Genomic DNA, 13304 nt, shown 5'->3' with positions numbered 1-13304 from the left:
TCTCTCGGCGGAATAAACGTTTGGAAAAACACCGACATCGTATGTTTTTCTGTTAAATTCCTTAAAGGTTCGTTCAAGATAATTGCTTCTCCCGTTGATTAATTGGGTACAATTGGGTATAATTGGGTATAGTTAAAAGGAGGCGATATGGAATCAAACCTTACACGGCGATTAAATGCCATTTCCGGAAATGATGCCGCGCGTATTTACGGTAAAGTGGCAAAAATAGATGAATTTAAAGGGTGGTTTAAGGCAGCTCCGGGGCTTGGACCGCAGATACTTGGCAACTTAAAACAGAGCACAATTGTATCCTCGGTCGGATCATCAACAAGGATAGAAGGTTCAAAGATGTCTGATGAGCAGGTTAAAAAACTTCTTAACGGGCTTAAAGTATCAAGGTTGAAGGACAGGGATTCGCAGGAGGTTGCGGGTTACGCGGAATTACTTGAAACCATATTTGATAATTATAATGAAATACAGATAACAGAAAATACTATCCTTGGTTTTCATAATGTTTTGCTTAAGTTTTCTGAAAAAGACAAAAAACATAAAGGAAAATATAAGTTTCTTTCAAATGCCGTTGTGGCAAGGGATAACAACGGCAATGAATCTGTTATTTTTAACCCTACAGAACCTTATCTTGCGCAGAAAGAAACAAGGGAGCTTATTGACTGGGCTGTGAAAGCGTATGATAGCGGGATTTTTCATCCGCTGCTGATAGCCGCAAATTTTAACCTTGAATTTCTTTCTATCCACCCGTTTCAGGACGGCAACGGAAGGCTTAGCAGGGCTGTTTTAAACCTTATGCTTTTAAAAAGCGGGTATTCATACGCCCGATACGCGTCTCTTGAAAAAATAATAGAAGATAATAAAGCGTCATACTACCTTGCTTTAAGAAAAAGCCAGAAGAACAGGGGTAAAAAGGCGGAAAATATAATACCATGGCTTGATTTTATACTTGATGTACTGGCAAAACAGGCTGAAACAGTAAAAGAAACCGCTAAGGGGTCAAATCCTCTTCTTTTAATTTCAGAAAAACACAGGGCAATTCTGAATCTCTTTGAAATATATGAAACAATAACAAATAAGATTATTGTAAGCAAACTTAAGATGAAAAGGGAAACCGCAGGCCAGTCTCTTGCAAGGCTTGTAAAACTTAAACTTATTAAAAAAACCGGCAGCGGCAGGGCAACCGCGTATATAAAAACGGGAAGCGAATGAAAACAATCTATAATAACCGGAAATAAAATGAATTAATGAAATACAAAGGGTGTATTTATTTGTAATTGTACTGGTAGACGCGGGTATTTAGCCCGCGGCAGTTGATTTGGATCTCCGGATGTTTGGTTTATTTCCGTCCCTCTGTCCCTCTGGTTTATAAGCCAAGCCTCCAAACATCTAAGCGTCCAAGCATCTGTTTTTTATATATCTGCTGCATCATTTTTATGTTTTAATACGTCTATCAAAGATGTGCATTTATGCGCAAAATTATAATTCGGAGGGTTTTATGAAAAGATTGTTTTTGTCTGTACTTGCTGTTGCGGTTGTTCTGTCAGTTGTTGGCTGCGCGGGGACGCAGATTAACAAAGAAGCTGTAATGAACGTGAAAAGAGCGGGAGTATTAAGTTTAACAATGGTAAAATCCGCGCCTTCAAACGCTGAAAACAACGCTGTCATGCAGCAGGCGGCAGACTACGCGCTGGCTCAGGCGGAATATCAGCTTAAATCCGCAAGGTTATTTACTGTTGTGCCGTCAGCTTCGCTTGCCAAAGTGCCTGCCTATTACTACGCGGGGACAATGTCAAAGGCAGCAGGCGCCTTAAGGTATTTTAAGGACAATCCGGACGCGATGATTACAAAAGTACAGGGCGATTCAAACGCGGATTTTATGACAGCATTAAAAGAAGGGCTGCAGGCGGCATCAGCAGCGGGAGAAGCAAGAAAAAATCCGGCAGCTGCCGCGCAGAAAGTACTTGATGACCACAAAGAATTGCTTATAGGCGCAAAAGGTGTCCCGTTTGTGCCGTACACGCTTTTTAATAATGCGGAATCAGGCACTACAATAAAATACGTAAACGGCGAAAGGGTAACAGATGACGGCGAAAACCAGGGGCTTAAAATGGCATTGCTGGAACAGGCCAAAGCCGTATGCGCGGCCGCCAAACTTGACGCTGTTATAGTGGTAATGGCAGACACGCTGCTGCCGCCTCCGCAGGGGGTAAGGGTAATTGTAGGCAAAGACAGGGTGGTAGGGACAGTGAAGGTTGATATGACAATGGTTATGATAGATAAGACAGGCGAAATTATAGCGGATTTTGAAAGGCCGGTAATGGATGACCTTGCGCCCATGAAACTTGCAAGGCCGACGTACAAGGCAGTAACCTGGAGAATGTCCGGCGGCAAAAACTGGCCGGATAAGATAGAACCAAACCTTGCAGACCCAAGCGGCGAAATCCTGCGCGATTTTAAAGAACTGTCAGCAGAAGCCGCTAAAAGAATGGCTAATAAGTTAAAAGAGGAACTGACAAAAGAATAAGTATAACAGTATAGTATTTTTCTATATCAAACGCCCTGCGCTTCCCGCAGGGCGTTTTTGTTTTGTTCTGGTTTTGCTGTGGTAGCCGCGTCCTTTCAGGGCGCGTGGTTTTATGTTTTGGTTTCGTTTTGTCTTAATTTTGGTTTCGTTCTGGTAGACGCGGGTCTTTAGCCCGCGGCAGTTGTTTTGGTGGGTACTTGGTTTAAACCGTCCCTCTGACCATCCGTGCATCCGTCCCTCGGATTTTTTTTATCTGATACTTCTTACCTATGTGACTTATAGTCCGTAGAATCTTAGTCCACAAGGGGGTAATATTTTGCCTATGGATATAAAACAAAAATTTGGCATTAAAGTTAGGGAATTAAGAGAGAAGAAAGACATTTCACAGGAACGGCTTGCAGAACTTGCCGGCCTTGACCGCACATATATAAGCGGGATAGAGAGAGGCAAGCGTAATGTGGCCGTTGTGAATATAGAGAAAGTGGCAAAGGCTTTAGGGGTAAAAATTAAGGACCTTTTTTGACAATGGCTGATAATTTAACAAAAAAACAAAGAAGTTATTGTATGTCTAGAATTAAGTCTAAGAATACTAAAGTTGAAGTGACTCTTGCTTCACTGCTTAGAAAACAGAATATTAAATTTACCAGACAGAATAAGAGAATTCTTGGTAAACCTGATTTTATTTTAAAAGATTTTAATATAGCAATTTTTTGCGATAGCGAGTTTTTTCACGGAAAAAATTGGGAAAAACAAAAAAAGTCTATTAAAACAAATAGGAAATATTGGCTGGAAAAAATAGAACGAAACATTAAAAGAGATAAGCTGGTTAATAAAAAATTACGACAAGATGGATGGAAAGTTCTTAGGTTTTGGGCAAAAGAACTTATAGATAAGCCGGATAAAGCAATAAAAAAAATTAATGAGGCTGTGAGAGTAAAAAATGAAAAAAAAGGGCAACTATAAGCAGTTTTTAAGTAATATTGAAGATTTTTTAGCAAATGAAGAGCATGAAAAACTTGCTTCAGTAACCCATTATTATTTAAACAAGGGGACTGATGCTGAGAAATATTATAAGAATGAAGCGAAGAAAATATTAGAACATGCAGGGCAATTGGAGTTATTTAAAGCAGATATGCCTATTACTTTTCCTTTTTCTCCTCCGAAAGAACATAAATTTACATTCATAGATTTGTTTGCCGGTGTTGGCGGGATGCGTATTGGATTTCAGAACGCAGGAGGAAGATGTGTTTTTACGTCTGAATGGGATAGATCTGCGCAGCTTACGTATAAAGTGAATTTTGGGGAAGTGCCTTTTGGAGATATAACAAGAATAGATGCAAAATGCATACCTGAACATGATGTCTTGGTTGCGGGATTTCCATGCCAGCCTTTTTCAATAGCAGGATATAAAAAGGGTTTTGAAGATAAAGGGAGAGGTAATTTATTCTTTGATATAGTAAGAATACTAAAAGAGAAACAGCCTAAATCAATACTGCTTGAAAATGTTAAAAATCTTAAAGGACACGACAAAGGGCGTACTTTTGAAGTTATATCTAAAGAGCTAAAAAATGCAGGTTATTTTATTACTTCTAAAGTTTTAAACACAATGGAATACGCTGATGTTCCGCAGAATAGAGAACGTATATATATAGTAGGATTCTTAGATGAAAATAATTCAAAACAATTCAAATATCCCGAGAAAATTAAAAGAACTAAACAAATACATGACTGTCTGGAAAAAAAGATTGATACAAAATACTATTATAATGACAAAACACTTTATCCTAAATTAATTAAAGACATTACAAAAAATGATACTGTCTACCAGTGGCGGCGTAAATATGTCAGAGAGAATAAGAATAAAGTATGCCCGACACTTACTGCTAATATGGGTATGGGCGGGCACAATGTACCTTTGATACTCGATAAGGATGGAATAAGAAAGATAACACCAAGGGAATGTGCTAATTTTCAAGGATTTCCAAAAAAGTTTGTCCTTCCTTCTGTCGCGGATTCGCATTTATATAAACAGTTTGGCAATTCGGTGTCAGTTCCTGTAATAGAAAAAATTGCAGAAAGTATAGTAAAGGCTTGGGTGTAAATATGTTTATTGAGAGGGCTGACAAAAAGCAGATTGATCTCTATGAAAAATACCTAATGATTGTCGGAAGTCTTTCAAATCTCTTTTCTGAATCTGACACGCCTTATCTTTATTATAGGATTGCTGAGAAAATATTCTGCAGAGCTTTTAATGCCGAGGATCTGTCTAGGAGTGATTTGTCGGCTGATGCAAAAGTAAAAAATATTGGAGTGGGTTTAAAAACATTTTTAATTAACAATTCTAAAACGTTCCAAAAAATCGCAGAATTTAATAACGATAGAAATACATATGATAAATTGAATGCAGAAAAAATGATAATTAAAATAGCCGGGCTTAGAAATAAAAGGCTTGAAATGACGCGGAATGTCTATAAGTTTGATAACTCAATATATCATTGTGTTGTCAGAGATAAAGGGTATTTTTATATTCATGAAGAAAGTATGGATGATATTAATTTAAATAAAATAAAGAAAATCTCTAAAAACACCGGTTCAATCAGTTTTTCTGATGATAAAAATGATTATTCGTTTTTAACTTCTAAAAGTACTCTTACAAAAAGGTTTATAACAGATTCTTTCAAATACAAAATTAAGGTATCGTTAATAGACGACCCGCTTCAAGAACTTGAAAAATTGCTTGCTGCTAAACCGGCAGAAAAGGAAACTGCTAACTTAATTAAAGAAACGATTTATCTGCCGTTGTATGGTCATGATAAAAAAGTATATGAGAAAAGCGGTCTAAATCAATGGAATGCAGGCGGAAGAAAGCGCGATCTTGATGAAGTTTATATTCCGATACCGTCAGAAATAAATAAAAAGTATCCTGATTTTTTCCCTAAGAGAGATACGAAATTTAATTTGAAATTACCAGATGGTATTTTAATGGAATCTAAAATATGTCAAGATAACAATAAGGCGTTAATGTCAACTTCGAATAAAGAATTAGGTAAATGGATACTTAGAGACGTTTTGACATTGAAACCTAAAGAAATTCTAAACTACGATAAATTACAAATAATTGGAATTGATTCAGTTAGAATTGACAAAATTAATGATGAGTTATATGAAATAAATTTCGCAGAAATTAATAGTTATGAGAATTTTTTAAACAGTAGGGGTTTATAATTAAATATCTATGAAAATATTTTTTTGAAAAAAGCATAAATAATTTATTGGGGAGGGCATGTGAATCAATATGATGTTTCTGCTTTTCCGGAAGAAGTATGCAAACAATTAAAAAACTATGTTTATAGATTAATTGACCCGAGAAATGGTGATACTTTTTATGTGGGACGAGGAAAGGGGAATAGAGTATTTCAGCATATTAAATGCGCTACAAAAGAAAAAAATTTCGATGAAATAGACGGAAAATATCAAACGATAAGAGATATTGAAAATTCAGGTCTAAAAGTTATACATGTAATACATAAACATGGTATGGATGAATTAACAGCAAGACATGTTGAAGCTGCTTTGATTGATGCATATCCAGGTGCATCCAACAAAGTTGCCGGTTATGACAGCAACTATTTTGGTTCAATGAATGCTGTTGAAATAATTAGTAAATACAAGTCAGAAGAAGCAGTTTTTAAACATAAAATTATCATGATTACTGTAAATAGAAGTTCTGAAGAAAGAACGTTATATGATGCTACCAGATATGCATGGAAAATAAATAAAGAAAAAGCACAAAAGGCTGAGTATGCCGTTTCAGTAATTAGAGGAATAATTAAAGCAGTCTACAAAATTATAGAATGGAAAGAAGCAAATAAAACTAATTTCCCTCTATTTGATCTAAATAGACCAGGTAGGTATGGTTTTATTGGTGAAAAGGCTGAAAATTCTGTTGAAAGTATATATATTAACAAACGAATTCCTGATAAATATAGAAAAAGAGGAGCTGCAAATCCAATAAGATATTCTTTTTATTGATTGAAGATTTATTCTGTTAAAATATGCTTTATAAAAGGAAATAGCAATAAAATCGGGGGAATATGAAAACATTAATGAAAATAGGGACAGTGCTGTTAATAACGATAATGGTTGGGATAGTTTTGTTTGTGGGGGTTATTGCTGTTAAAAGCCCGGGGAACACTTTGCCTATTGCAGGGGAGAATTCTATATCTGAACTTATTCAGGTAGAGCTTGGCGGGGTTAAGCAGTGGGTTTTGATTTGTGGGAATGACAAAACAAACCCTGTGGCTGTAGATAATACAAGGGGATATGTATAAATCCGCCCCGGTGTGGAAAGTGCCTGTATATATAATGGCAGGCAGGCACGACGCGACGGTGGTATATTCCTTACAGGAAAAGTATTTTAACTTTATAAAAGCGCCCAAAAAATATTTTTTTACTTTTGAAAATTCCGCCCACATGTGCGCCTATGAAGAACCGGAAAAATATCTGAATATAATGGTAAATAGGGTGCTTAAAGAAAACAGATAAACCTGTCCCGCGGTAAAGTAAACTTAAAAAAGCTTATAAACCCTGAAAATAAATGAATTTTTTACCCGCAATTTATCTGCAATTTATCTGCAATAACCATTGACATTAAACATGGCCTGTTTTACAATTTATTAAAGGGCGGTGAATAATGAACAGTAAGTGGGAACCAAATTATAAATTATCCAATGTGATTGTAAATTCGCTGATGAAACTGGCGTCTTTTAGGGATGCCATATCTAAGATTATTCTTGCGCCAAAAATTGAAGCGAAATTAAAACATGAGGCGCGGCTGCGGTCCACTCATTATTCGACAAGAATTGAAGGAAACAGGCTGTCTTTAAAACAGACAAAGGATGTTATAGAGGAAAACAGAAAAAATCTCTATGGAAGAGAACGGGATGTTAAAGAAGTTGAAAATTACTGGAATGCCCTTATTGAAATTGAAAGACTGGCAGAAAATCAGGCAGTTTTTACGGAAGAACTGATAAAAAGCGTTCATGCCCTGGTTGAAAAAGGAAAAAAATCAAAACCCACGCCGTACAGAGCAGAACAAAATGTAATAAAAGAAGCAGGTACCGGTTATATTGTATATCTTCCTCCGGAAGCAAAAGATGTACCTAATCTGATGAAAGAACTTGTTAATTGGGTGAAATGGGCGGAACTTTCGAAAGTTCCCGCGCCGGTAATAGCCGCGCTTGTGCATTATCAGTTTGTAACAATACATCCGTATTATGACGGAAACGGCAGAACAGCAAGGCTGCTGGCAACTTTTGTACTTATGAAAGGAAATTTTGGATTAAACGGGATGTTTTCAATGGAAGAATATCACGCAAAAGATATAGAGTCATATTATAAAGAATTATCAACAGCCAGGCATCCAAACTATTATGAAGGACGGGAAACTGCGGATTTAACAAAATGGGTTGAATATTTTGTTAAATTACTGCTTGAAGTTTTTATTGAACTGAAAGAAACGGCAGAAACTTATTCTCCCGGCATAAATAAAAAAAGTATGGACAGTTATAAAAAACTGGACAGAAGGGCGAAAGAAATATACCCTCTTTTTGAATCTTCGGACATGATAACAAGTAATGACATTGCTAAAGTTTTGAAAATCAAGCCCCGAATGGCGGCTTATCTGGCTAAAGACTGGGTTTCAAAAGGTTTTTTAGAAGCGGTTGGCGAGTCTAATAAAAAAAGAGCATATAAACTGGGCAAGGATTATAGGTAAAGATTTACTTTTAAAACAAAGGAGGGTGTTATGAAGCAGATAATTAAAGAGTACCGTTACAGGTCGGGGTATTTGATGATGTCTTTAATAACCCTTATGTTTGGGGCGGGGGCTTTTGTGCTGTACCACCTTGCAACAACCAACGACAGGGGGCTTATAATCAACGGGTTTATTAAACTGAACGAAAGCCAGGCGGATATTTTTTATTATGTGCTGACAGGGTTTTCGGTTGTGTTTGCCATTGCGGGGATTGTGATTCCGCTTCTGGAAATGTCTTCAAAAGTCCCAAGAGTGCTTACTGTGTATGATGACGGGATATCTTTTCCGCTGCGTAAAGAGATGTGCGAGTTTAAATGGCACGAAATTACCAACATGACAGAAACAAACGTGCAGGGGACGATTATTATAGAGTTGACCCCGGTTGTCGGAAAGAAGTATTCCATAAATAACCGGATGTTCAAATCTAAAAAAGAATTTGAAGAAGTATACAGTATCCTTAAAGAAAAAATAAAGATTCAGGGGTAAGGTGAAATTAAGTTGTTGTAATAGAAGAAAGTCAAACGGTTACATTTTGTCACCGTTTGAAAATGAAGATTGCCCTCGGTTTCCAACGGACAGCGCAGGAGCGCTGTCCCTACAAAAACTTTTGCTTTCGTATGGGACGTGCTATGGCGCGTCCCGTAAAATAGTTTATTAGAATATCTGATTTCAAAAGGAGATTATTATGAAAAAGTTTCTTGCGCCGCAGCCTATACTGTTTCCATCACCTGTCCTTATAATAGGCACTTACGGGGAGAATGACGCTCCCAACATCATGAACGCGGCGTGGGGCGGTATAGCGGCAAGCAAACCTCCATGCGTAAGCATAAGCGTACAGCCGCCAAGGCTTACCCATGACAATATCGTGAAAAATAAGGCTTTTACCGTAAATATCCCTTCTGAAAAATATGTCAAACAGGCAGACTATGCCGGGCTGGTTTCCGGCAGGGAATTTAATAAATTTGAAGAGGCAAAATTAACCCCTGAAAAAAGCGCGCTTGTAAACGCGCCTTATATAAAAGAATTTCCTTATTGCCTTGAATGCAAACTTGTAAATACCGTTAATGTGGGCTCACACACCATGTTTATCGGTGAAATTGTGGGGATAGTGGCAGATGGTAATGTGCTTGGCAAAAACAACCTTCCTGATATAAAAAAAGTGAAGCCCATAATGTTCGGCTCCTTCGGCAGCAGGGCTTATTACGGTGTGGGTAATAAAATAGGCGACGCGTTTTCTGTGGGGAACAAGATTAAAAAGACAAAATGACGTTGTTTTATGGTTTGCCGTGACTTCAGGGCGTTCTTTTCCGGTTTATGGGATATGGGATAAATGGTTATGGGATAGATATGTACCATTCTTGACTTTGTAACATAATGTGTTACAATTGTAACATAAAGTGTTACAAAGGAGATTATATGGTATTCAATGAATCGGTCTTAAAGGTTATATCCACAGGAATAAAAGCGCGTGTGGCGGAATTTTTTCTTTCAAATCCGCCTAAAATGAGCGAAAGGGAGATTGCCCGGCAGCTGAAAACATCACACATGAGCGTTAATAGGGCGATAAACGAACTGTTCGGTGTTAATTTTCTTAAAGTAGTCAGGGCTGGAAACGTAAATTTGTGGGAATTGAACACGGACAGTTACGCGTATGACATTATATCGTCTGTAATGAATAAAATGCCCGGGGCGGCAGACCCGCTTAAAGAACTGAAAAAGACCATAAAAGACGGGTTAAAAAGCAGTAAAATTATAATAGCTGTTTTATATGGTTCTGTTGCTTCAGGTGTGGAAAAGCCGGACAGCGACATTGACCTGTTTATAGTGGTGCCGGATGAAGCGTCGGTGAAAGAAATTGAACCCGCGTTAATAAAACTTGAAAAAAACTGCCTTAAGCTTTACGGCAACCCTTTGTCGCCTTATATTTTGACGCAAAAAGAGTTTAAGGCGAAAAAAGAGCTTCCGGTTGTAAAAAACGCCATGAAAGGGATACAGATAATTTAGCAGTAAACAAACATATCCCCTCCCCCCGCCCAATTCAGAATTGACATACCCGCTATTCAGTTGATATAATAAAGAACAGGTTTAAAAATGGTTTTCGACAGGTAAAACAATAACCCGGAGGTATGACGTGGTTAAGAAAATTACAACCCTGATTTTAGTATTAATAGGAATGGCAATAGGCGGTTTTATAAGCCTTGTTATGTTTGACAGGGTATTTACCCAATCCCTTACGAACCTTAAAAGTTATTCAATTGAGGACTGGGGCAGAATGGAATATTACGTAAGCAAGATTGTGGACAGGACAATTAAGTACAGGGAAATGATGGATAAGGATAAAATGAAATACGACCCCAAACCTTTTGACGAAGCGGTAGGCGCCAGAAGCATTATACTTGGCGGCGATACTTTAAAGGATAAAGCGGCGCATATAAACAGGCTTGAAGAGTCAATAAACACCATAATCGCGGAGTATAACAAGAAAATGGAATTAAGGCGCGAAAGGTTTTATTACCTTGAATGGGGCCTTGTTACAAAAGAGTTTATACACGAATATAAGATAAAGCGCAATCATTACAGGGACACGGTAAGCGAGTACAATTTCCGTATAAAAACCATGCCCTTTGTTCTTCTGGCAAAACCGAAAGGTTTTACCGAATTACCACAGATTGAAGAGAGTAAGTTAACGGCAGTGCAGCTGGCCACGGAGGAATATTCAGACGATTCTTCCGAGGAAAGTCCGGACTCCATGGAGCACGGTTCCCACTAGAACAGCGGGGTATGGCACGCGAAAGCGCGGCATAAAGGACAGTGCCACAGAAAACAGACCGCCTCGTAAGCAATTGCGGGGTAAGGGTGAAAAGGCGGGGTAAGAGCCCACCGCGTGAAGCGTAAGCAACACGGCACGGAAAACCCAACCGGGAGCAAGGTCAAATAGGGGGCAGATCTCTTTGCGCAAGCAAAGGGGCAGGGATGCTTCATCTCTTAAGCTCCGGGTAGACCGCTAAGATTAATGGCTGGCACCCCGGCAACGGGGACACAGAATCCGGCTTACACTGCCGTTTTAAATAAAAATCCACGGGTGTGTGCCCGTGGATTTTTTACATTAAATGATAAAAGGAAAAAAGATGTACAACTATACAGATTCGCACCTGCACACGTCATTTTCCTGGGACGCTTCCCAGACCATAGATGAAGTACTTGAAAAAGCCAAAGCCGAAAACGTCGGCTATATTACAATTACAGAACACCTTGATTTTCACCCGCTTCATAAACAGAATCATACAAAGTTTAATTACACCGGTTATACCAAAGCAATAGAAGACGCGCGCGGAGGATTTTCAAATCTTATGAAAGGTTTTGAAGCCGGCGAGCCGCACATTTTTCATGATGAATATGAAAAGTACATAGAAAATAAGGATATAGATTTTATAATGGGGTCGCTGCATCATGTGGGCGAATTTACCCCTGTGTATGAAGAGTATTTTAAGCAGTATTCTGATATTAAAGACGCGTACAAAGCGTATTTTGAAGAGGTGTACAAACTTGCCTCTTACGGAAAGTTTGATGTTTTAGGCCACTTAAACCTTGTGCACAGGCGCGGCGTGCAGTATCTGCCCGAATATAACTATGAGATGTTTAAAAAGGAAATTGATGACATTTTAAAAGCGCTTATATCCAAAGGCGTAGGAATAGAGGTTAATACATCCGGTTTCCGGTATCACGGCGGCGACATGCTTCCGGGGGCGGATGTGATAAAAGCATACATGAAACTTGGCGGAAAAATAATCACAGTGGGTTCTGACGCGCACTATGTTAAGGACACTTTTTACGGATTAAAGCGCGCGTATGAAATTTTTGAAGAAATAGGGGTAAAAGAAGTTGCCGTGTTTAAAAACAGGAAACCCGTAATGGTTAAGATAAAATGAAAATATATAAAAGTAATATCAATAAAGTTAAACCTTTTGTAACCAAAGACAGCTCCATAATCCGCGTTATAACAGATACCACCAACGCGCCGGTGAAAAATGTCACTCTGGCAGAAGCATCGCTAAAGCCCGGGCTTTCCACAATAGGCCATAAACACATAAAAACAGAGGAAATATATTACTTTACCGCGGGCAGCGGAATCATGACAATTGCCGATAAGACGTTTAAAGTTGAAAAAGGCGACAGCGTGCTTATTCCGCCGGGCACTTATCATAAAGTAAAAAACACCGGCAGGGGTGCTTTAAAAATAATCTGCGCGTGCGCGCCGCCTTACTCCCACGATGACACAATAAACAGCGGGTATAATTTTAAACTTATGATATTTGATTTTGACGGCACGCTTGTGGAAAGCGCGCCGGGGATACTTGCCACCGCCAATGCCATGGCAGAACATTACGGGATGAAAAAATTCACCATGGAGCAGGTGCACTCTGCGGTAGGGACAGGGCTTGATGATTTTATAGAGGATTTGTTTCCTGACGTTCTAAAAAAAGTTTCAATGGATAAGATGATAAAACAATACAGGAATTTATATAATCTGAATTATAAGAAGGGCCTTATTATGTTTAAAGGTGTAAGGGAGACATTAAAAGAATTAAAAGCAAAGGGAGTTAAACTGGCCATAGTTTCCAATAAACTGTCGCATTATATAAAAGGAATAAATGAAGAACTGTGTATAGACAGTTATTTTGACATAATACTGGGCAGTGAATCCGTACGTAAAAGAAAGCCCCATCCTTACCCGCTTAACCTTCTGATGAAAAAGTTTAAAATTGATAAAAGTGAAACCCTTATGATAGGCGACAGCCAGTTTGATATTGAAGCCGGAAAACGGGCGGGCTGTTTTACTTTTTTTCTGACTTACGGCTACGCCGATAACAGCCTTGTGGATAAAATGAAGCCGGATTTTAAGTCAAAAAATTTCATGGATATAATAAAACTGCTTTAGCGGTATAAAAATGA

At 38.3% G+C, this 13304-nt stretch carries 15 protein-coding genes, 1 other RNA gene and 1 pseudogene; all 17 read left to right on the top strand.

The window, feature by feature from the left end; genetic code table 11:
* Window positions 1-147: 147 nt before the first annotated feature.
* Window positions 148-1221 (top strand): Fic family protein, encoded by a 1074-nt coding sequence (locus JXR81_06065; GenBank protein ID MBN2754418.1) that lies wholly within the window; start codon window positions 148-150, stop codon window positions 1219-1221.
* A 286-nt stretch (window positions 1222-1507) separates the two neighbouring features.
* Window positions 1508-2536: a hypothetical protein gene (locus JXR81_06060; GenBank protein MBN2754417.1), complete on the top strand. Its 1029-nt coding sequence runs from the start codon at window positions 1508-1510 to the stop codon at window positions 2534-2536.
* Window positions 2537-2858: 322 nt separating this feature from the next.
* Window positions 2859-3059: a helix-turn-helix transcriptional regulator gene (locus JXR81_06055; GenBank protein MBN2754416.1), complete on the top strand. Its 201-nt coding sequence runs from the start codon at window positions 2859-2861 to the stop codon at window positions 3057-3059.
* Between the two features lie 2 nt (window positions 3060-3061).
* On the top strand, window positions 3062-3499 hold the full coding sequence (locus JXR81_06050) for a very short patch repair endonuclease (GenBank protein ID MBN2754415.1): 438 nt from the start codon (window positions 3062-3064) through the stop codon (window positions 3497-3499).
* Window positions 3477-4637 carry a DNA cytosine methyltransferase gene (locus tag JXR81_06045; GenBank protein MBN2754414.1) on the top strand — a complete coding sequence of 387 codons (1161 nt, stop codon included), beginning with the start codon at window positions 3477-3479 and terminating at the stop codon, window positions 4635-4637. The genes JXR81_06050 and JXR81_06045 overlap by 23 nt, the downstream gene beginning before the upstream one ends.
* A 2-nt stretch (window positions 4638-4639) precedes the next feature.
* Entirely contained in the window at window positions 4640-5761 is a 1122-nt protein-coding gene (locus JXR81_06040) for an NgoFVII family restriction endonuclease (protein ID MBN2754413.1), read from the top strand.
* 60 nt (window positions 5762-5821) lie between these two features.
* Window positions 5822-6568, top strand: a complete 747-nt coding sequence (locus tag JXR81_06035) for a hypothetical protein (protein MBN2754412.1) — start codon at window positions 5822-5824, stop codon at window positions 6566-6568.
* A gap of 62 nt (window positions 6569-6630) precedes the next feature.
* A complete protein-coding gene (locus tag JXR81_06030; protein MBN2754411.1) occupies window positions 6631-6867 on the top strand; it encodes a hypothetical protein in 237 nt (78 codons plus the stop codon).
* A complete protein-coding gene (locus JXR81_06025; GenBank protein MBN2754410.1) occupies window positions 6860-7081 on the top strand; it encodes an alpha/beta hydrolase in 222 nt (73 codons plus the stop codon). Before JXR81_06030 ends, JXR81_06025 begins: the two co-directional genes overlap by 8 nt.
* Window positions 7082-7229: 148 nt before the next feature.
* A complete protein-coding gene (locus tag JXR81_06020) occupies window positions 7230-8312 on the top strand; it encodes a Fic family protein (GenBank protein MBN2754409.1) in 1083 nt (360 codons plus the stop codon).
* A gap of 30 nt (window positions 8313-8342) precedes the next feature.
* Window positions 8343-8837: a hypothetical protein gene (locus tag JXR81_06015; protein ID MBN2754408.1), complete on the top strand. Its 495-nt coding sequence runs from the start codon at window positions 8343-8345 to the stop codon at window positions 8835-8837.
* Between the two features lie 199 nt (window positions 8838-9036).
* Window positions 9037-9618: a flavin reductase family protein gene (locus tag JXR81_06010; GenBank protein MBN2754407.1), complete on the top strand. Its 582-nt coding sequence runs from the start codon at window positions 9037-9039 to the stop codon at window positions 9616-9618.
* Between the two features lie 149 nt (window positions 9619-9767).
* Window positions 9768-10355: a nucleotidyltransferase domain-containing protein gene (locus tag JXR81_06005; protein ID MBN2754406.1), complete on the top strand. Its 588-nt coding sequence runs from the start codon at window positions 9768-9770 to the stop codon at window positions 10353-10355.
* Window positions 10356-10524: 169 nt separating this feature from the next.
* A pseudogene (locus JXR81_06000) lies at window positions 10525-11022 on the top strand (LemA family protein).
* A gap of 14 nt (window positions 11023-11036) precedes the next feature.
* Window positions 11037-11419, top strand: an RNA gene (gene rnpB / locus JXR81_05995) — RNase P RNA component class A.
* Between the two features lie 42 nt (window positions 11420-11461).
* Window positions 11462-12280 carry a histidinol-phosphatase HisJ family protein gene (locus tag JXR81_05990; GenBank protein ID MBN2754405.1) on the top strand — a complete coding sequence of 273 codons (819 nt, stop codon included), beginning with the start codon at window positions 11462-11464 and terminating at the stop codon, window positions 12278-12280.
* Complete coding sequence (locus JXR81_05985; GenBank protein MBN2754404.1) at window positions 12277-13290, top strand: HAD-IIIA family hydrolase; 1014 nt, start codon at window positions 12277-12279, stop codon at window positions 13288-13290. The genes JXR81_05990 and JXR81_05985 overlap by 4 nt, the downstream gene beginning before the upstream one ends.
* Window positions 13291-13304 lie beyond the last annotated feature (14 nt).

The sequence above is a fragment of the Candidatus Goldiibacteriota bacterium genome, from assembly GCA_016937715.1.
In the GTDB taxonomy this organism is placed as follows: Bacteria; Oederibacteriota; PGYV01; order PGYV01; family PGYV01; genus PGYV01.
Note: the sequence above shows the minus strand (reverse complement) of the source record. Positions and strands in the feature narration are given on the sequence as shown.